Here is a 17,118-nt window from a genome sequence, read left to right as displayed (position 1 = left end):
AGTGCAGTCCCCACAAGCCGCCCACGGGCGGCTTTTCTGTTTACGCAGGCGCATCGGCTCGCTGTAGAGGGCGACTGTCCACCAACTGCCGGTACAGCCTGTGCATCGTATCCATGTGCTGCTCGAAGTGACCGGGCGGGAACCACGCGATTTCGCCGATGTATTCGGCCGAGCGCACCATTGCGTGCTGAGCGGCTTGCAGGATCAGGAACGCTATTCCGGCGTCCAGCGGTGCGCGAAAGATCATTCCTGGCGTGTCCCGCTGGTGGCGCAGCGACAGAGCGGTGAGGTCGTTGTGGACGAAGCTGCACAGCATCGAGTAGATGCCGATGAACTCAGGCAACTCTGTGTCAGTGAATTTCTCCACCTCATAGAGCTTGTCCTTCTTGAACTCTTCATGCAGCGGGATGTAACGCGCGAGGCATTCGGCCAGATTGGTTTCGATCATCTCGCGGTCCGCAGCGGTCAGCTGGTGGGATTCGAGCAGGCGCTCATAGAACCGCTTGGCGCCGTTGGCCTCTTCATATTGCATGCGTCGTACGTGGTTATCTCTCAGGCCAAGCATGAACAGGTCTGCGGTGGCCTCGATCATCGAGCGCACATGCACGGCCCCATGGGTCAGGAGGTTGGCCTGCGCTAGGCACACCGTGGCGTCGAACTGCTCCGCGATTGTGAGGAACAGCGCGCATTGGGGCCGGCCGGGTGGATCGAGCGGTGGGCGCATCTCGGCTATCAAGGCGGTGACCGTATCGACCTGACGGACTGACAGGGCGAGGGCGTGCTGCGCAAGGCTCATGCGGTTGTCCATGTGGGCCGAAGGCGAAGTGTTACACGGAATGCATACGGTTTGCCCCGATCAGGTACGGACGGCAGCGGCTACCCCCCGGCGTGCGCACTCGTCTCCCCGCCACGCCTGCGCACTTCATGGGGTGCTTTTTCTGCATTCCCCGCACAACCGGCCAAGCCCCGCCCGCTATGGCTGCACGGGGCGTTTATAGCCTTCGGTCGGCCCTGCGGAACACTGCGCGGAACGGCCCTTTGTAGGCGCTCCCAGGGCGCCTGACGGCGTGGTTCAACGTCTGGCCGTTTCTCGATGTGCCCATCGGAACCGGGTAATCGGGTAACCCAAGCGGCGGCGAAGGCCGATGGCCCTACTGCCGCAAGGCTTTTCGGGGTTACCTCATGGGGTAATTCTGGGTAATTTCTAAAGACGGGAAAGGTTATGTGATTGATTTGAAAAGACTATTTTTGGCCCGTTGGTTACCCTCTTGAAAGGTAACGTGGTTACTCAAAGGTTACCCCATTATTACCTTATGAAAAGTATTCTATCTATCTGAAATATAAGGAATTTTCGAGCAATTCCCGAGGGTGGTTACCTGAATTACCCTTTTGCCATGGGCACATCGAAAATTGCCTTATAAAGGGGGGAGGTTCTACCCACACCCCCATGCTGCCGCCCTGCCGCCGCTTGTACCCGGCGCATGCCGCCCTGGCGTCAGGCGACCTGCAGCAGCAGCTGCTGGGTGTTGTTGCGAGGGGTGTTCACTGCCCTGCTGACGCGATAGGCCTCCATTGCCGGCGTCTCGCTGGCTAGCAGCATCGCCATGGCATCGTCCGCGCTGGCGGCCATCCACTCATCGATCTGGCCGGCCTGCAGCCAGACGGGCATGCGGTCGTGGATGTCTGCCGACACGCCGCTGCTGTCGCCGGTGATGATGGTGAAGGTGCCCAGGTTCCCCTCGGGCAGCAGGGGGCTGGCATCCTCCCACAGCCCGGCGGCCAGCAGCGTCCCGGTTGCGTGGATGAACCACGGGTCTTTCTTGCCGTCCTCGGGGCTCACTGACCACTCGTAGTAGCCGGCCATCGGGATCACGCAGCGGCGCTTTTTGAACGCCGATCGGAAGGCTGGCTTGGTGGCCACCGTCTCGATCCGGGCATTGATGGTCGAGCCCTGCAGGCCCTTGGCCTTCGCCCAGAACGGCAGCAGGCCCCAGGCCAGCCGGGTGACCTGCCGGCCTTCGTCGCGGTCCAGGACGATCGAGGCGCGCTGCGTCGGCGCCAAGTTGTAGCTGGGCTGGATCTCGGCCAGGCCGGGGGCAAGGTCAGCCAGATCAGGCTGGCCGAGGTCGACAATGGGGAGCTGGACGAATCGGCCGCACATGGCCGGAGAGTAGCCTCGCCGACCGTGCGCAGGGCGTGTAGGGCCGAAGACGGCGGCTGGCGGCCTCTACACTGTGCTTACGGTGCCGGCGCTACGCTCCGGCTCCCCAGGTGTCAGGAGCGTGCCATGCCTAACAGGGCTGTGGTATTTGTCAGTGAGGCGCGCGCCGACCTGAGCGAGGCAAAGTTGGCCTCGATCATGGCGGATGCTGCCCGATTCAATCGGGATGTTGGTGTCAGCGGCGTCACGCTATTTGATGGGAGTCGTTTCCTCGCCTACATGGAGGGGCCGCCCGATGCACTGGACGTGGCGTTCTCCCGTGCGCGGGGCGCTTCCAGTCATTCGCAGCTGATCGAGGTAGCGCGTGGCCGCGTAGGGCAGCGCCGGGTTCCCTACTGGCCTATGCGGTTGGTGAACGTAGAAGCGGGAACCTTGCCCAGAATGCTGCGGGCCGACTGGACTGGTTTCGTGCAACGGACGGATGACGGTGTGGTGCCGGCGACCGCGATGGAGCTGCTCAGTGCGCTTGTTCAGCCACATGCCGTCGCTGCATGACGCGTGGCCCGCTTACCGGTTCGTCTTTAGGAAGTCCGAAAACCGCGCCAAGCTTATGGCTTGGCGCTGTGGGCAATGAGGGCAGATTAAAACCGCGCCCCCTGCAAGATCGATGAGGCCTTCGTTCGGCCGCGCAGTGAATTGCCCCGAGCACCGAAGGCAGCGGCAGATGACTTTGGTGACCTGCAGCAGCCGGCCGTCGCCATCTTCCTGGCCAGAGACATCGCTAAGGAGGAACAAGCCCGTATCGGCCACGCTGCAGACTCCCTGGCGTGCGCAATCGCTGCCTTTGCCGCGATGGTACACCTCGCTGAATGCGGAAGCTTTACACGCTGTGGTGGCTGATCAGCACGGGCCGCAGCCGTGCGGGGAGCGCCGCGCCGATACCCGCGCCTAATGATTCAGGGAGGTCAGTGCCGTGTTCGCAGGATCTGCGACGCCCGGCCGTATCCTTCCGGCCATGCTTCCCTCGCACGTCTACCAAGGCTTCCGAGCCACCTCGATCCCCTCTGGCTGGGTCCAGACGGGCGAGCGGTGGGCGCTTTGGTACAACGGCCGGGAGACGGCCAGCGTTACTCCTGACGGCGGCCCCGGGGTCCGCCTATGGATGGAGGGCCAGAAGATGTGGCACGTGAAGCAGGTGCGCGCCGCCAACGTCCGGCAGGCGAAGCGCTACGCCGAGCGCTGGTGCGCGGCCAGGCTGTATTCCGACCTGCCTCTGCGTGAGGCCGTCGCCCGGCTGACCGACAGCACCCCGATTCAGTTGCCGCCGCCGACGCCGGGTCTGCCGCCGACCCGTGAGCAGCAGCAACAGGCTCGGCGACTCGCTGAGGCCGGGACGAGGGAGCTGGAGCGGGTTAAGGCTGCGCTCGAGCCAATCCGACCGCCGACGACGACGAAGCCCAGGGCGAGGGACCCGCAAAAGGCGCGAGTGAGCGCAGCGCTGCGGGATCTACGGCGCGGGGTCTGATGCACCCTAGCCAGCGTGTAGATCAGGATTGAGGCGCGATCCGACGCTCGATCACCGGAAAAATGCCTCACGCTCGCTATACATTGCAGGCGTTTCACGACGCAGCGCCGGAAAAATTGAAGGCGCCATGTCGTTGATTTCAAAGCGTGAACGTGATGCCTTTTAATCTTTTGGTCGATGGTTCGAATCCATCACGGCCCACCATCGCAGACAGCGCCGGCATCATCTGCCGCGCAACCCAGAAAGCGCCGAGAGGCGCTTTTTTGTTGCCCGCGTGCAGCCAGGGGCGGCCACGCCCGCGACGCTGGCGCAGGAAATCTTCCAGCAACACCGAATAATTACCTTTAAGGTAATTAATTTGGGAATATGAAGTAATAAATCGTGCGACTCTGGCCGGTCAGAATCGACCGGCCAGGTCTTTTTCAACCGTAGTGCGCGCGTAGAAGCCCGGCGTCGTGGAAGGAAATCCCCTCGCGGATGCACTCCTCGGCGCGTTCCATGTCCTTGTGCAGCTGGATCAGGGCATCGTCGGCGAGCTGGTCGATGTCCACCACTCCGCAACAGGCCTGGTCGATCACATGCTGCATCGGCTCGCCCCAGCGCCGCCGTACGTTGCGGATCATGCGGCAATGCCACTCGCGCATGATGGCGTCCATCCGCCGTTCCCCCGGGGCTGCATGCGCCTCACCGGCCACCACCCGCAAGGCCGGCGCCGGGCTGCGACCGCCGCGCAGTTCCTGGGTCCTAGCGGCCAACCGCTGTGCGAGCTCCTCGAGTCGCGTGTGAGTCATCCTTCGCCTCCCTGATCCGTTTTGCCAGAAGCTTCGTCAGGTCGAGCACATTGTCCGGCGCCGAAGGCTGACCGAACGCGTCCACGACCATGAATGCGGTCTCCAGCAGCACAGGATCGTAGATCCATTCCGGTGGATCGCCGACCAGCTCCAGGTAGTGCGAAAGCACCTTGACCGCAGCGCTCATCTTCTCGAAATCCAGTCCCGTAGATTGAGACTGAAGCGACACATCAACGTCCTGATCGGCACGATCGAGCGTGCCGTGCGGGAGCTGCATTGCCGACTCGAGATCGCGGGCCAGGCGATGGCCGATGCTCTTCGGGTTGCTCTCCGAAATCCACTGGCTGACCTGGGGCTGCGCCCAGCGGGTGCCGCCGAACAGGCGGGCCCATTCGGCCGGGCCGCCGGCAGCGGCAACGCGGAGGCGCATGTTGAGGGTGCGGGCGGTACTGGCGTCCATCTGTAGATGGTGCTCTGCATTACCAATCCAGCAAATGACCAAAACGGTATTGACTATCCATTACCTGCACGGTAATGTGTGAGCCATGAACCTCATCGACTACGCCATCTCCCAAGGGGGCTACGGCACCCCCAGTTGCCCCGTGATGCGCCGTCTGGCCCACCAGACCGGCTGTGCGCTGCGGACCCTCTACATGATCGCCCGCGGCCACAAGTTGCCCGGTGCCCGTCTGTGCCGCCGCATCGAGCTGGCCACGGCCGGCGCGGTCCGCCGCGAATTCCTGCGCCCGGATGTGTTCGCGCCGGGTCCGTCGTCCATCCAAGGAGAAGCCCACCATGCAGCTTGATACGTTCGGCGAATACGTCCGCAGCCGTCTGGAACACTGGGGCGGTGAGTACGCTCTGCATCGCGACTGCGAATACCTGGGTTTCCAGTCACGCAACCTGCTGGCTGTCCTGATCGAGCATCGCGGCGACATGCCAGGCCGTGCGCAGGGGTACAAGCCACTGGAGACGGATCTGCTGGCGCAGCAGATCGAAGACATCATCACCGCAGTTGCCCGTGACAACGTGGCGATGGCCTGCGCACTGCGTGGCTACTACTGCGGTCGCGGCCGTCGCAAGGTCGAGCGCTTCGAGACCGCCAATCTGCTGCTCGCCAACTGCGGGCAGCGACCGGTCTCCAACCGGCATTACCTGAATCTGGTCGAGCTGGGCTTCCAGCGCGTGCGCGGCTGGATGGAAGGCATCGCCCAGGCCGCATGAGCGGTGGGCGCAACTTTCGCCCGTCTCCCGACCGGATGAACCCTCGCGCCCAGCCGGCAGCGAGACGGGCACCTCTCCCGGCCACCTCGGTACGTTGTGGCCAGCATCGAATCCTGGACTTTCCATGAAAGAAGAAATCTTCAGCGCAGTGGGCGCAGCGGCGGCCAAATCGGCTCCGCCGGTAACCGTTGCCGGTGCACTTGCCGCCGGCATAACCCTGGACCGCCTGGTGGTGGTCCTGACCATCATCTATCTCGCCGCGCAGATCGCTTACCTGTGCTGGCGCTGGTTGCGCGAGTGGCGGCGGAAGGGACGCGAATGAGCAGGCCGGCCACAGCGTTGCCGGTGCGCCGTCTGGTTGCCGCGCTGGCCCTCAGTGCCGCAGGCCTGATCGCCATTGTCGAGCATGAGGGCTATACCGACGCGGCGGTGGTGCCGACCCGCAACGATCGGCCGACCTATGGTTTTGGCTCGACCCGACGCGAAGATGGCACGCCGGTGCGGCTCGGAGACCGGACTACACCGGTCCGTGCGCTGCGTACCGTGGAAGCACATCTGGCACGCGAGGAATCGCAGTTCCGCGCATCGTTGCCGGGCGTCGCGCTGACTCAGGGTGAGTACGACACCTATGTCGACTTCCTCTACCAGTATGGGATCGGCAACTGGAATGGATCGTCCATGCGCGGGCACCTCCTGCGAGGTGAGTATCGCCAGGCATGCGATGCGTTGCTGCTGTGGAAGCGGGCAGGGGGCTACGACTGTTCGACCCGGGTCAACGGACAGCCGAACACGGTGTGCTGGGGCGTATGGCAACGGCAGCAACAGCGTCATGCCCGCTGCCTGGCGGAGCAGTGAAGGATGCCACGCACATTGATCGCGATTGCGCTGCTGGTGCTGTGGTCGTCGGTGATGTTCGCGGCAGGCTGGGGCTGGCGTGGCGATCGCAGCGATGCCGCAAAGGCAGAGGTTGCGTCGCTGCAGCACGCCGAGGCAATGCAGGCCGAGCGCGCAGCGCGCGAACGGCAGGCGGTACAGACCGGGGCGATGGCCTCGCTGGGAGTACGACATGAACAAGATCGCGAACGTGCGGCCGAAGTGGAAGCCGAGGTGGTCGCTGGCCTGCGTGCTGGCAGTCTCCGGTTGCGCAACGACCTCGCCGCCTGCCATACCGGTCGCTTGTCCGACGCCACCGCCAGCGCCCGCGAACGTGATGCGGGCGCCCAACTACGAGCAGAGGTTGCGGCAGCGCTTGTTCGAATCGGACGCGACGCCGACGACCAGCTCAGGAGCTGCCAGGCGGTGATCGCGTTGGACCGGCGTTGAAAGCGTGCGGGTCGGGGTGGGGTCAGACCTTCGGTAACCCATGACGAGCGTTCAGCAGCGGATCTTCGCAATCGGAGTCGAGATGGAGTCTGCCGTGCGATCAGCGTGGCGTTATGCTCAGCGTCTTTCCCAGGATGGGCCGCCCCATGCGTTTGATCGTGCTGTCGCTGTTGTTGTCCGCTGTTTCCGCCGCGCCGCTGATGGCCGCCGAGTCTGCGGCTGAGCCGGCGGTCGCTTCGCCGCTGGCCATCGGCGAAACCTTCACCATCGAATCCAGGGCGTTGGGCGAAACCCGCCGCATCAACGTGTACCGCCCAAAGCCGTGGGGCCTGGACCCGAAGACGCCGCTGCCGGTGCTCTACATGCCCGACGGTGGCATCGGCGAGGACTTCCTGCACGTGGCCGGGCTTGTGCAGGTACTGACCGGCAACGGCAGCATGCGTCCATTCCTGTTGGTCGGTATCGAGAACACCGAGCGCCGCCGCGACATGACCGGCCCCAGCAACGTGGCGGAGGATCGCAAGATCGCGCCACGTATTGGTGGCTCGGCGGCATATCGCGATTTCCTGCGCGATGAACTGATGCCGCAGGTGCGCCAGCGCTACCCGACCACCGACGAGCGCGCGCTGATCGGCGAATCGCTGGCGGGCCTGTTCGTGGTCGAGACGCTGCTGCAGGAACCGACCTTGTTCAACAGTTACATCGCGCTGGATCCCAGTCTGTGGTGGAACCGCAGCGCTTTGCTGTCTGGCGCAGGCAAGCAGTTGCCGTCAGTTGCCCGCAGTGGCGCACGGCTGTTCCTGGCCAGCAGTGGTCAGCCGGAGCTGGCCGCGTCGAGCGCACGCTTGGCGGCAGTGATGCAGCAGGCATCACCGGCAACGCTGGTGAAGTACCAGCCGCTGCCGGAAGAGACCCACGCGACGATCTATCACCCCGCGGCACTGCAGGCCCTGCGGACGCTGTTCCCGGCACCGCCGCCGGCTTCGCCCTGAGAGTGGCTTGGCGTACGGCAACGCGGCGTGTGAGGATGCGGTAGCGGCGCCACCTGCGTGCGCCGCCCGCAACGGGAGAGCGAACGGATGCAGCGTGTGCGTGGATGGAGTGTAGCGGTCTGCCTGGCCGTAAGTGGTTGTGCGATGTCGGTGGCGCCGCCGGCCGCGCAGGGTGAAGCGAAGGAGGGCGCGACGGCCGTGCCCGGCGTGGTGCTGCCCGATACAGAGTCACTGCGCGTGCATGACCCGATCGGGCGCGACTATGCCCTGTGGGTGGCATTGCCTGCTGGCTACGCGGCACATCCGCAGAAGCGCTATCCGGTGCTGTACGTGACCGATGCGTTGTACAGCTTTCCGCTGGTGCGCAGTGTGCGCAACCTGGTGGGGCAGCAGGGGGTCAATATCGAGGATTTCATCCTGGTCGGGTTGCCGCCGCAGGAAGGACTGACGTCGAAACAGAGCCGCTCGCGCGATTACACGCCCAGCAACCCGGTGCGCACGCCAGCCGGCTACTACAGCGATGATGTTATCTACGGTGGTGCCGCGCACTATCGCGACTTCGTGGCTGCGCAGGTGTTGCCGATGGTCGATGCGCGCTACCGTACCGATCCGGCCCGGCGCGTGTTCGCGGGTCATTCCTATGGCGCGCTGTTTGGTGCTTACGTGCTGACGACCCAGCCCGACATGTTCGGCACCTACATCCTGTCCAGTCCGTCGCTGTGGTTCGACCAGGGCCTGCTGCCGCGCATGCAGGACGCCGCGGTAATGCCTTCACAGCCCATCCGTGTGCTGTTGTCGGTGGGCGGCTACGAGACGGTCAAGCCGGGGCCACGCTATTCAACGGGCAACGACATGCTGCGGCAGACCGCCGACTTTGCCGGCCAGCTGCAGGGCAGCGGTCGCAAGCTGCAGGTGGAGAACATCGTGATTGATGGCGAAGACCATCTCACTGTGTATCCGCGCGTGATCACCCGCGCGCTGCTGCAGGTACTTCCGGGCGAAGGACCGTACACCGGCGGTTGACGGCCAATTCCATCCACGCATGCAGATGCACCAGTAGATCCACGCCATGCGTGGATGAATGCCTCACGCTGCCTGTGCATCCGCCCCGGTCAACACGCCGACATCCGCATGACGGAAGCACAACCGGATCGCATCCAGCAGCTCGCTCATGTTGTAGGGCTTGGGCAGGAAGTGGATGCCGTCCTGCAGCTGCGGCAGCACGGCATGCTGGTCCATGCCGGAGGTCACCAGGATCGGCAGCTCGGGGTACAGACCGCGCACGCGGTTGGCGGCCTCGATGCCACTGACCCGGCCGAGATTGACGTCGGTGAACATCAGGTCGAAGCGCTCACCGGCCGCCAGCAGGCCCAGCGCGGCTTCGGCGCTGCTCACGCCTGCGACGTGGCAGGCCTGGCTCTCCAGCGCCATCCGGCTCAGTTCACGGGTTTCCTCGGCGTCTTCGATCAGCAGGACGCGTGGTTCAACGTGGCGCTTGGACAGCAGCATGACGCAACAACTCCGGACGGTAGGGCATGAAAGGCGCGCAAGTATGCGCAAGCCCCCAGTGAGCCCCGTGTGCAGGATTGGCTAAGTGGGCGTTACAAGACCTAGCTGCGCTGGCGGCGCGCATGCCAGGCCAGTGCTGCCACCGCCAGCAGGCGCAGTGCGCTGGGCAGCCGGGGGCAGCGGCACGCGCCGGAAGTCCCTGTGCCATCGGTCATGCGTTGCCGCACAGTCATCCGTACGCAGGTACAGTCGAGGGCAGACCGACAGGAGCAATGCGAATGCTGTGCCCCGTGTGCAAGACCCAGACCCTGCAGATGGCCGAGCGCCATGGCATCGAGATCGACTACTGCCCGAGCTGCCGTGGCGTATGGCTGGATCGTGGCGAACTCGACAAGATCATCGAACGCGCCACTGACGGTGCAGGCGCCGCCATGCCGCCGCCAGGGCCCGCGCCTGTGCAACCGCAGGCCGCGCCGCCGCCGGTGATGCATCGCGATACCCGTCATCTCGGCCAGCGCCACGACGACAACCGTGGCCAGTACAGCCAGGGTTACAAGAAAAAGAAGAAGGAGAGTTTCCTCTCCGAGCTGTTCGATTTCTGAGGTCGCTCAGGGCCGGCGCAGGATGAACTCGCGGTCGCGGCTGTCGCCGACAATGAAGTCGTACTCGCCGGCCTTGCTGCAGCCATAACGCGCGTAGAAGCGCTGCGCACCGAAGTTCTCTTCCCACACGCCCACCCACAGGGTGCGGCGCTGTGGCTGGTCCAGCCAGGCCATGAACGTATCCATCAGCCGCGCACCGTGGCCGCCGTTCTGGTGACTGGCCAGGACGTACAGACGCTTGAGTTCGACGTCGCCATCGCGCGCGTCCGCATGCGGCAGGGTGTTGGCACCGGCGGCCAGATAGCCCACTACCGTTTCACCCTCCAGCAGCAGCCACACCGCGCTGCGCGGGTCGGATAGCTCGACCCGCTGCGGTGCGGTGCCGTAGTGATCCTGCAGGAAGATGTGCAGGTCCTGCGGCGGATAGGAATCGCCCCAGGTTTCGGTATAGGTGGCGATGGCGATCGCCGACAGGGCGTCGACGTCGGCCAGGGTGGCGCGGCGGATATGCAACGACATGGTGCAGCCTGCAATGGAACGTGCGGCAGTGTAGCCGGCCCCGGTGGTTGCCGGGGCTGGCTGCTGCTCACGATCCGCTGCTCAGAACCACATGCGGATGCCGGCGACCCAGCGCGTATCGCGTGCATGGTCGCCGGCATAGTCCGCCGTGTCGCCGAACGCGCGTTCGTGGCTGATGCCGATGTACGGCGCGAAGCGGCGGTTGAACTCGTAGCGCAGGCGCAGGCCGGCTTCGACCTTGTTGAGGCCGCGGCCGATGCCGTACTCGGGTTCATCCTTGCTGGCCACGGTCGCTTCCAGCAGAGGCTGCAGGATCAACCGGTTGGTCAACAGCACGTCGTACTCGACTTCGGCCTTGGCCAGCACCTGGCCGCCGGAACCCATGTACAGCGTGGCCGAGCTTTCGAACTTGTACGGTGCCAGCCCCTGGATGCCGATCGCCGCCCAGGTGCGTGAATCGGCGGGGCGGAAGTCCTGGCGTACGCCGACCAGCACGTCCCACCACGGCGAAATGGCACGCCCGTAGAGTGCTTCCACGCCAGAGGATTCCGTGCGGCCCTGGCTGCGTTCACCATCGGTACGCAGCCACAGGCGGTTGATGTTGCCGCCGATCCAGCCGCTGGCCTCCCAGGCCTGGCCGTTGCCGTTCTTTCCATCCCAGTGCTCCAGGCGATCGATCAGCAACAGGCTGTTGATCTCCGGAGCGTGCTCCATCGCACCATGCGCGATGGGTGGGAACGCGGCCGCACGATCGGCATCGGTGGGGACAGGAATCGGTTCGCGCGGCGCGGTCGGCGCGGGCGTGCCATGGCCCATTTTCGAGTGATCCATCGCGCCATGATCCATCGTTGAATGGTCCATCGCGCCGTGATCCATCTTCGAGTGGTCCATCTTCGAATGATCCACGTCGGCCGCTGCCGCTGGTGCGGTATCGGCAGGAGGCGAGGGCGCTGTCATGTCATGACCGGCATGGGACTGCGCGAACGCGGGCAGCGCGGCCAACATGCCGAGGGTCAACAGGCTCGGAGCAAGCAGGGAACGGCTCATTCTTCGATCCTCACTTCGCGCATCATGCCTGCTTCCATGTGGTACAGCAGATGGCAGTGGTAGGCCCAGCGGCCGAGTGCATCGGCGCGTACGCGATAGGTGCGGCGTGTGCCGGGCGGCATGTCGATGGTGTGCTTGCGCACCTGGAATTCACCCTGTGCGTTTTCCAGATCGCTCCACACACCATGCAGATGGATCGGGTGCTGCATCATCGTGTCGTTGACCAGCACGATGCGCATGCGCTCGCCGTAGTTCAGGCGCAGCGGCTCGGCACCGGCGAAGGGAATGCCATCGAACGACCAGGAGAACTTCTCCATGTGGCCGGTCAGGTGCAGCTCGATCTCGCGGCCGGGCTCGCGACCATCGGGGTCTTCGAACAGGCTGCGCATCGCACCATAGGTGAGTACCTGGCGGCCGTTGTCTCGCAGGCCGATGCCGGGGTCGTCCAGCTTCGGCTCGGTGGCCGAGCTCTGCATGTCCACCAGCGGATTGTTGCGCTCACTGGCGGGGTGCTTCGGTGCCTTGCTGGCGGTATCGCCGCCACCATGCGCACCGTGGCCCATGCTGGCACCACAGCCGCCTTCCATGCCCTTCATTGCCGCCATGTCGTGGCCACCATGGCCACCGCTGCCCATGTCGTGACCCATGTCGCTCATCGTCAGCAACGGGCGCGGGTCGCGTTGCGGAATCGGTGCCTGCAGGCCATGACGCACAGCGAGGGTACCGGCGGCATAGCCGGTGCGGCCCATGTCCTGGCAGAAGATGGTGAAGGCATCCTGGCCGCTGGGTTCGACCAGTACGTCGTAGGTTTCGGCCGGGGCGATGCGGAACTCGTCGATGCTGACCGGATGGATGTACTGGCCGTCGGCGGCGACCACGGTCATCTTCAGGCCGGGGATGCGCACGTCGAAGTAAGTCATCGACGCGCCATTGATGAAACGCAGCAGCACCTTTTCGCCACTGCGGAACAGGCCGGTCCAGTTGCCGGCCGGCGCAGTGCCGTTCATCAGGTAGGTGTAGGTGTGCGCGTTGATGTCGGAGATGTCGCTGGGCGTCATCCGCATCCGGCCCCACATGCCGCGGTCGGACAGCGCGGCCGACCAGCCATCGCGACGGGCGTCGCGCAGGAAGTCAGGCAGGGTGCGCTTGTAGTAGTTGTCGTGCTCGGCGAGCTTCTTCATGCGCCGGAACAGCGCGCCAGGATCCATGTCGGTCCAGTCGGACAGCATGATCACGTGCTCGCGGTCATGCCGGTACGGTGCCGGCTCTGCCGGGTCGATGATCAGCGCACCGTACAGCCCTGCCTGTTCCTGGAACAGCGAATGGCTGTGATACCAGTAGGTGCCGGACTGCTTGAGATCGAAGTGGTAGTGGTAGGTCTCGCCGGGGCCGATGCCGTTGAAGCTCAGGCCGGGTACGCCATCCATGTTGGCCGGCAGCAGGATGCCGTGCCAGTGGATGGAGGTGGGGTGCTGGCCGAGCGTGTTGCGCACGAACAGGTCCACGGTCTGGCCTTCGCGCCAGCGCAGGATCGGTGCCGGCAGCGAGCCGTTGACGGTGATCGCCGGGCGGGTGCGGCCGGTGAAGTTGGCCAGCGACTCGCCGATGGCCAGTTCAACGCGGGTATCGCTGATGACCGCCGGCGCGCCGGCCAGGCGTGGCGCGGCAGAGGCGGCGGCGAGCGCGCGCTGCGGGACGCCGGCTGCGGCGATGCCGGCAACCACGCCGCCAGCAGCGATGCCCTGCACGAAAAGACGGCGCGACGGCATGGGCACAGCGCCCGGGCCGGGAGGAATACGGGTACTCATGGTGGTGACTCCAAACACGGAAAGACGCCAGCGCAGGGCCGGCTTCAGTGCGCAGCGCGCACGAGGCGTGTTGGATCAGCCGATGGGAGGGCGTGAGATCGGCGGCAGCGGCGGTGCCGGGCGGCCGTTGGCAGGCATCGGCTGCGGGGTCAGGGAAAGACCGGGGCCTGCCAGGAACGGCAGTGCCTGCACCGCCAGCAGCGGGTGCTGGGCGCAGCTGCGCACGCAGTCCTTGATCTGGCAGTGCGCGTCATGGGCGGGGGCCTTGGCCTGCGGCGCCTCGTCGGCGGTCATGCCGGCGTGGTGGTGGCAGTCCGCGTCGCCCTCATCGGTCATCGCCGAGGTCATCGCATGGGCCATGCGACCCATCTCTTCGTGCCCGCTGGCCATGGCCGCGTTCAGCCCGTTGAGCAACAGGCTGAGCATGAGCACGACACGGAGCAGGGTCGAGGCGAGGGACATGGCGTCAATTTAGCCGCAAGCGGGGCCGGATGCACTTCATGCTGAATGGTGCGTTCAAGGTTGGAGTTGCACCAATGTAGTGCCGAGCCATGCTCGGCCGCTTCTGCGCGAACGGCAGCCGAGCGCGGGCTCGGCTCTACAGGGGCATCAGCGTACGGTTGGCGCTACCCTTCCTCGCGCACAATTTCCACCAACCTCGGGCCATAGCGGCTGAGCTTGGTGCCGCCGATGCCACCGACCCGGGCCAGTTCGTCCAGCGAGGTCGGGCGCTGTTCGGCGATGTTGCGCAGGGTGCTGTCGTGGAAGATCACGAAGGCCGGTACGTTCTGCTCGCGCGCCAGCTCGGCGCGCAGGCCGCGCAGCGCATTGAACAGGGCCAGGTCCTGTGGCAGCACCGACAGGCCGGTGCGCTGTGCACTACGTTCGCGACCAGTGCTGGCACTGACCGCATCGCGGCGCATGCTGATCTGCCGGCGCCCGGTCAGCACATCGCGGCTGGCATCGGTCAGGCGCAGGCCGCCGTGACCTTCGCTGTCCACTTCCAGCAGGCTGGCGGCCACCAGCTGGCGGAACACGCTGCGCCAGGTGCGCGCATCCAGGTCGCGGCCGATGGCGTAGGTGCTCAGCTTGTCGTGGCCCTGCTGCTTGACCTTCTCGTTCTCGCTGCCACGCAGGACGTCGATCAGGTGGCCGACGCCGAAGCGCTGGCCACTGCGGTACACACAGCTCAAAGCCTTCTGCGCGGGGATGGTGGCATCCCAGGCCGCAGGCGGGGTCAGGCAGTTGTCGCAGTTGCCGCAGGGCTTGGGATAGGTTTCACCGAAACCGGCCAGCAGCACCTGGCGGCGGCACTGCATCGATTCGCAGTAGCCCAGCAGGTGGTCGAGCTTGGACCGCTCCAGCTGCTTGCGCTCCTCGCTGGCCTCGGACTGCTCGATCATCTGCTTGAGCAGCACCACATCGCCCAGCCCGTAGCAAAGCCAGGCCTCGGCGGCTTCACCATCGCGGCCGGCGCGGCCGGTCTCCTGGTAATAGCCTTCCATCGACTTGGGCAGGTCGGTGTGGGCGACGAAGCGCACGTCCGGCTTGTCGATGCCCATGCCGAAGGCGATGGTCGCGCACATCACAATGCCGTCTTCGCGCAGGAATCGACGCTGGTTGTTGGCACGCACTTCCGAGGGCAGGCCGGCGTGGTAGGGCAGGGCGTTGAAACCCTGCGTACACAGGAACTCGGCGGTTTCCTCCACCTTGCGCCGTGACATGCAGTAGACGATGCCGGCCTCGCTGCGATGGCTGCGCAGGAAATCGCTCAGCTGCTTGCGGGCGTTGTCCTTCTGCACCACGGTGTAGCGGATGTTGGGGCGGTCGAAGGAGCTGACGAAGTGACGGGCCTCGGCCAGGTCCAGGCGCTCGGCGATCTCGCGCTGGGTCGGCGGGTCGGCGGTAGCGGTCAGGGCGATCCGCGGAATCTCCGGCCAGCGCTCGTGCAGGACGGTCAGCTGCCGGTATTCGGGGCGGAAGTCGTGGCCCCATTGCGACACGCAATGGGCTTCATCGATGGCGAACAGGGCGATCCGGCTGCGCGACAGCAGCGACAGGAAGCGGCCGGTCAGCAGGCGCTCGGGGGCGACATAGAGCATGTCAAGCTCACCGGCGAGCAGTTCGCGTTCGACCCGGGCGGCCGTTTCGGCGTCCAGGGTAGAGTTCAGGAATTCGGCGCGCACGCCGAGCTGGCGCAGGGCTTCGACCTGGTCCTGCATCAGCGCGATCAGCGGCGAGATGACGATGCCACAGCCGTCACGCAGCAGGGCGGGCACCTGGTAGCACAGCGACTTGCCGCCACCGGTAGGCATCAGCACCAGGGCATCGTGACCGGCAGCCACATGCTCCACGATGTCCTGCTGCGGACCACGGAAATCGTCGTAACCAAAGACGCGGCGGAGCAGGTCGTGCGCGGGACGGGAAGCCATCCGGCTAGTTTACCCCGGCGGGGGTTCGGCCGGGTTGCACCCGGCACCTGCTATGAGCCAGAGCAACGTCAACGTCAACGTCAACGTCAAGGGCAACAGCCGGCTCTGGGGTGATCCGTGGTTTGGCGGGGCGGTGTCGGAGTGCGGGGACGCCGCAAGTACGTCCCTGTAGGCTTGGCCGCGGCATCCATGCCGCGGACACCCCGCAATCCGACACCGCCCCGCCTTCGACAGTTTCCCGGTGACGGTCAGTAGATCCACGCCATGCGTGGATGAAATCTGTCAGATATCGACAAACAAAATGGGGTCGGATCCGTTTTCCTGCGGAAAACGGATCCGACCCCAAGCGCCGGCCCGACAGATCGCGGAGGTCTGTCAAGGGCGGGGTGGGTCCGGTTGCGGGGGCGTGAGCGCCATGGATGGCGCGACCGAGCCTACAGGGACGTATTCACGGCGTCCCCCGCAACCGGACCCACCCCGCCAACCCGCAGGAAACCAGCTCCTGCTTTGGCCGTTGCCGTTGCAGTTGCAGCTGCCTCTGCGGGTGCAGGGCGCAGCCCTGCCGAGAACCCCCAACCCTTACTGCAGCAGGGAACGCAGCATCCAGGCGTACTTCTCGTGGGTCTGCAGGCGCTGGGTCATCAGATCCTCGGTCGGGGCGTCGTCAGCGTCGTCGGCCACGTCCAGCACTTCACGTGCCGTACGGCATACCGCTTCGTTGGCGACCACCAACTGGCGTACCATTTCACGCCAGTCCGCACTGTCGGTCAGGCCCGGCTCCTCGACGATCGAGGTCAGCGCAGCAAATTCCCGGTAGGAGCCCGGGGCATTGAAGCCCAGTGCGCGGATGCGCTCGGCCACATCGTCCAGTGCCGCCCACTGCTCGGTGTACTGCGTCTCGAACATGGTGTGCAGCGAGTTGAACATCGACCCGGTGACATTCCAATGGAAGTTGTGGGTCTTCAGGTAGAGCGTGAACGCATCGGCCTGGAACCGCGCCAGACCGTCGGCGATCTTCTTGCGGTCGCCCTGGGTGATCCCGATATCGATGTTGGGGGCCGACGGCGCGGAAGCCGCAAGCTTCTGCTTGCCGGTCTTGGGCTTGGTCGTGCTCTTGGTCTTCGCCATGGGGTTCCTCCTTGTGGAATCGTTGGCCTTCACAATAAATCAGTCTTGATGACTGGT

General features: G+C 65.1%; 22 protein-coding genes. 10 read left to right on the top strand and 12 right to left on the bottom strand.

Annotated features, from left to right (window positions below; translation table 11 throughout):
* Window positions 1-40: 40 nt before the first annotated feature.
* Together CR156_RS14275 and CR156_RS14270 are read right to left on the bottom strand one after the other, a co-directional pair.
* Window positions 41-796, bottom strand: coding sequence for a DUF5677 domain-containing protein (locus tag CR156_RS14275; protein WP_100553307.1), 756 nt, complete (start codon window positions 794-796; stop codon window positions 41-43).
* A 699-nt stretch (window positions 797-1,495) separates the two neighbouring features.
* Window positions 1,496-2,161, bottom strand: a complete 666-nt coding sequence (locus CR156_RS14270) for an SOS response-associated peptidase (protein WP_100553306.1) — start codon at window positions 2,159-2,161, stop codon at window positions 1,496-1,498.
* A 126-nt stretch (window positions 2,162-2,287) separates the two neighbouring features.
* On the opposite strand from CR156_RS14270, the gene CR156_RS14265 reads away from it, so the two are divergent.
* Together CR156_RS14265 and CR156_RS14255 are read left to right on the top strand one after the other, a co-directional pair.
* The gene (locus CR156_RS14265) at window positions 2,288-2,716 is read left to right on the top strand and encodes a BLUF domain-containing protein (protein WP_100553305.1); all 429 of its coding nucleotides are present in this window, start codon (window positions 2,288-2,290) and stop codon (window positions 2,714-2,716) included.
* Window positions 2,717-3,176: 460 nt separating this feature from the next.
* A complete protein-coding gene (locus CR156_RS14255; protein WP_100553303.1) occupies window positions 3,177-3,686 on the top strand; it encodes a hypothetical protein in 510 nt (169 codons plus the stop codon).
* Window positions 3,687-3,825: 139 nt separating this feature from the next.
* Here the strand turns inward: CR156_RS14255 and CR156_RS22755 are convergent, their stop codons facing one another.
* The 3 genes from CR156_RS22755 to CR156_RS14245 form a co-directional block, all read right to left on the bottom strand.
* The gene (locus CR156_RS22755; RefSeq protein WP_133120090.1) at window positions 3,826-4,017 is read right to left on the bottom strand and encodes a hypothetical protein; all 192 of its coding nucleotides are present in this window, start codon (window positions 4,015-4,017) and stop codon (window positions 3,826-3,828) included.
* Window positions 4,018-4,108: 91 nt separating this feature from the next.
* Complete coding sequence (locus tag CR156_RS14250; RefSeq protein WP_025874663.1) at window positions 4,109-4,342, bottom strand: hypothetical protein; 234 nt, start codon at window positions 4,340-4,342, stop codon at window positions 4,109-4,111.
* Window positions 4,343-4,430: 88 nt separating this feature from the next.
* Complete coding sequence (locus CR156_RS14245) at window positions 4,431-4,937, bottom strand: hypothetical protein (RefSeq protein WP_100553302.1); 507 nt, start codon at window positions 4,935-4,937, stop codon at window positions 4,431-4,433.
* An 85-nt stretch (window positions 4,938-5,022) separates the two neighbouring features.
* Between CR156_RS14245 and CR156_RS14240 the strand changes: the two genes are divergently transcribed.
* The 7 genes from CR156_RS14240 to CR156_RS14210 all read left to right on the top strand — a co-directional run bounded on the left by CR156_RS14240 (window position 5,023) and on the right by CR156_RS14210 (window position 9,039).
* A complete protein-coding gene (locus CR156_RS14240) occupies window positions 5,023-5,283 on the top strand; it encodes a helix-turn-helix domain-containing protein (protein ID WP_025874662.1) in 261 nt (86 codons plus the stop codon).
* Window positions 5,273-5,701, top strand: coding sequence for a hypothetical protein (locus tag CR156_RS14235; RefSeq protein WP_100553301.1), 429 nt, complete (start codon window positions 5,273-5,275; stop codon window positions 5,699-5,701). The genes CR156_RS14240 and CR156_RS14235 overlap by 11 nt, the downstream gene beginning before the upstream one ends.
* Before the next feature lie 124 nt (window positions 5,702-5,825).
* A complete protein-coding gene (locus CR156_RS14230; protein ID WP_025874660.1) occupies window positions 5,826-6,023 on the top strand; it encodes a hypothetical protein in 198 nt (65 codons plus the stop codon).
* Window positions 6,020-6,556 carry a glycoside hydrolase family protein gene (locus tag CR156_RS14225; protein WP_100553300.1) on the top strand — a complete coding sequence of 179 codons (537 nt, stop codon included), beginning with the start codon at window positions 6,020-6,022 and terminating at the stop codon, window positions 6,554-6,556. Before CR156_RS14230 ends, CR156_RS14225 begins: the two co-directional genes overlap by 4 nt.
* Window positions 6,557-6,559: 3 nt before the next feature.
* Window positions 6,560-7,024 (top strand): lysis system i-spanin subunit Rz, encoded by a 465-nt coding sequence (locus CR156_RS14220; RefSeq protein WP_100553299.1) that lies wholly within the window; start codon window positions 6,560-6,562, stop codon window positions 7,022-7,024.
* A 146-nt stretch (window positions 7,025-7,170) separates the two neighbouring features.
* Window positions 7,171-8,016 carry an alpha/beta hydrolase gene (locus CR156_RS14215; protein ID WP_100553298.1) on the top strand — a complete coding sequence of 282 codons (846 nt, stop codon included), beginning with the start codon at window positions 7,171-7,173 and terminating at the stop codon, window positions 8,014-8,016.
* 87 nt (window positions 8,017-8,103) lie between these two features.
* On the top strand, window positions 8,104-9,039 hold the full coding sequence (locus tag CR156_RS14210; RefSeq protein WP_100553297.1) for an alpha/beta hydrolase: 936 nt from the start codon (window positions 8,104-8,106) through the stop codon (window positions 9,037-9,039).
* 63 nt (window positions 9,040-9,102) lie between these two features.
* Here CR156_RS14210 and CR156_RS14205 read toward each other — a convergent pair whose 3' ends face one another.
* Complete coding sequence (locus tag CR156_RS14205; RefSeq protein ID WP_100553296.1) at window positions 9,103-9,525, bottom strand: response regulator; 423 nt, start codon at window positions 9,523-9,525, stop codon at window positions 9,103-9,105.
* Between the two features lie 278 nt (window positions 9,526-9,803).
* Between CR156_RS14205 and CR156_RS14200 the strand changes: the two genes are divergently transcribed.
* On the top strand, window positions 9,804-10,127 hold the full coding sequence (locus CR156_RS14200; RefSeq protein ID WP_025874650.1) for a TFIIB-type zinc ribbon-containing protein: 324 nt from the start codon (window positions 9,804-9,806) through the stop codon (window positions 10,125-10,127).
* 6 nt (window positions 10,128-10,133) lie between these two features.
* Here the strand turns inward: CR156_RS14200 and CR156_RS14195 are convergent, their stop codons facing one another.
* The 6 genes from CR156_RS14195 to CR156_RS14170 form a co-directional block, all read right to left on the bottom strand.
* Window positions 10,134-10,646, bottom strand: coding sequence for a GNAT family N-acetyltransferase (locus CR156_RS14195; RefSeq protein ID WP_100553295.1), 513 nt, complete (start codon window positions 10,644-10,646; stop codon window positions 10,134-10,136).
* Between the two features lie 81 nt (window positions 10,647-10,727).
* The gene (locus CR156_RS14190; protein ID WP_100553294.1) at window positions 10,728-11,693 is read right to left on the bottom strand and encodes a copper resistance protein B; all 966 of its coding nucleotides are present in this window, start codon (window positions 11,691-11,693) and stop codon (window positions 10,728-10,730) included.
* On the bottom strand, window positions 11,690-13,501 hold the full coding sequence (locus tag CR156_RS14185) for a copper resistance system multicopper oxidase (RefSeq protein WP_100553293.1): 1,812 nt from the start codon (window positions 13,499-13,501) through the stop codon (window positions 11,690-11,692). The genes CR156_RS14190 and CR156_RS14185 overlap by 4 nt, the downstream gene beginning before the upstream one ends.
* 75 nt (window positions 13,502-13,576) lie before the next feature.
* Window positions 13,577-13,963: a CopL family metal-binding regulatory protein gene (locus tag CR156_RS14180; RefSeq protein WP_089236541.1), complete on the bottom strand. Its 387-nt coding sequence runs from the start codon at window positions 13,961-13,963 to the stop codon at window positions 13,577-13,579.
* A gap of 164 nt (window positions 13,964-14,127) precedes the next feature.
* Entirely contained in the window at window positions 14,128-15,933 is a 1,806-nt protein-coding gene (recQ, locus tag CR156_RS14175) for a DNA helicase RecQ (RefSeq protein ID WP_099818829.1), read from the bottom strand.
* A 579-nt stretch (window positions 15,934-16,512) separates the two neighbouring features.
* Entirely contained in the window at window positions 16,513-17,061 is a 549-nt protein-coding gene (locus CR156_RS14170; protein ID WP_025879374.1) for a Dps family protein, read from the bottom strand.
* Window positions 17,062-17,118: the final 57 nt, after the last annotated feature.

The sequence above is a fragment of the Stenotrophomonas lactitubi genome (genome assembly GCF_002803515.1).
GTDB classification, from domain to species: domain Bacteria; phylum Pseudomonadota; class Gammaproteobacteria; order Xanthomonadales; family Xanthomonadaceae; genus Stenotrophomonas; species Stenotrophomonas lactitubi.
This window is presented reverse-complemented; position numbering and strand designations above follow the sequence as displayed.

Excerpts from the sequence above, each read along its gene's own strand:
- CR156_RS14270 (WP_100553306.1), bottom strand. The coding sequence starts at position 2,161 with ATGTGCGGCCGATTCGTCCAGCTCCCCATTGTCGACCTCGGCCAGCCT.
- CR156_RS14205 (WP_100553296.1), bottom strand. The coding sequence starts at position 9,525 with ATGCTGCTGTCCAAGCGCCACGTTGAACCACGCGTCCTGCTGATCGAA.
- CR156_RS14230 (WP_025874660.1), top strand. The coding sequence starts at position 5,826 with ATGAAAGAAGAAATCTTCAGCGCAGTGGGCGCAGCGGCGGCCAAATCG.
- CR156_RS14250 (WP_025874663.1), bottom strand. The coding sequence starts at position 4,342 with ATGGACGCCATCATGCGCGAGTGGCATTGCCGCATGATCCGCAACGTA.
- CR156_RS14180 (WP_089236541.1), bottom strand. The coding sequence starts at position 13,963 with ATGTCCCTCGCCTCGACCCTGCTCCGTGTCGTGCTCATGCTCAGCCTG.
- CR156_RS14170 (WP_025879374.1), bottom strand. The coding sequence starts at position 17,061 with ATGGCGAAGACCAAGAGCACGACCAAGCCCAAGACCGGCAAGCAGAAG.
- CR156_RS14265 (WP_100553305.1), top strand. The coding sequence starts at position 2,288 with ATGCCTAACAGGGCTGTGGTATTTGTCAGTGAGGCGCGCGCCGACCTG.
- CR156_RS14185 (WP_100553293.1), bottom strand. The coding sequence starts at position 13,501 with ATGAGTACCCGTATTCCTCCCGGCCCGGGCGCTGTGCCCATGCCGTCG.
- CR156_RS14220 (WP_100553299.1), top strand. The coding sequence starts at position 6,560 with ATGCCACGCACATTGATCGCGATTGCGCTGCTGGTGCTGTGGTCGTCG.
- CR156_RS14195 (WP_100553295.1), bottom strand. The coding sequence starts at position 10,646 with ATGTCGTTGCATATCCGCCGCGCCACCCTGGCCGACGTCGACGCCCTG.
- CR156_RS14190 (WP_100553294.1), bottom strand. The coding sequence starts at position 11,693 with ATGAGCCGTTCCCTGCTTGCTCCGAGCCTGTTGACCCTCGGCATGTTG.
- CR156_RS14245 (WP_100553302.1), bottom strand. The coding sequence starts at position 4,937 with ATGGACGCCAGTACCGCCCGCACCCTCAACATGCGCCTCCGCGTTGCC.
- CR156_RS14210 (WP_100553297.1), top strand. The coding sequence starts at position 8,104 with ATGCAGCGTGTGCGTGGATGGAGTGTAGCGGTCTGCCTGGCCGTAAGT.
- CR156_RS14225 (WP_100553300.1), top strand. The coding sequence starts at position 6,020 with ATGAGCAGGCCGGCCACAGCGTTGCCGGTGCGCCGTCTGGTTGCCGCG.
- CR156_RS14240 (WP_025874662.1), top strand. The coding sequence starts at position 5,023 with ATGAACCTCATCGACTACGCCATCTCCCAAGGGGGCTACGGCACCCCC.
- CR156_RS14235 (WP_100553301.1), top strand. The coding sequence starts at position 5,273 with ATGCAGCTTGATACGTTCGGCGAATACGTCCGCAGCCGTCTGGAACAC.
- CR156_RS14215 (WP_100553298.1), top strand. The coding sequence starts at position 7,171 with ATGCGTTTGATCGTGCTGTCGCTGTTGTTGTCCGCTGTTTCCGCCGCG.
- CR156_RS14275 (WP_100553307.1), bottom strand. The coding sequence starts at position 796 with ATGAGCCTTGCGCAGCACGCCCTCGCCCTGTCAGTCCGTCAGGTCGAT.
- CR156_RS14200 (WP_025874650.1), top strand. The coding sequence starts at position 9,804 with ATGCTGTGCCCCGTGTGCAAGACCCAGACCCTGCAGATGGCCGAGCGC.
- CR156_RS14255 (WP_100553303.1), top strand. The coding sequence starts at position 3,177 with ATGCTTCCCTCGCACGTCTACCAAGGCTTCCGAGCCACCTCGATCCCC.
- recQ (WP_099818829.1), bottom strand. The coding sequence starts at position 15,933 with ATGGCTTCCCGTCCCGCGCACGACCTGCTCCGCCGCGTCTTTGGTTAC.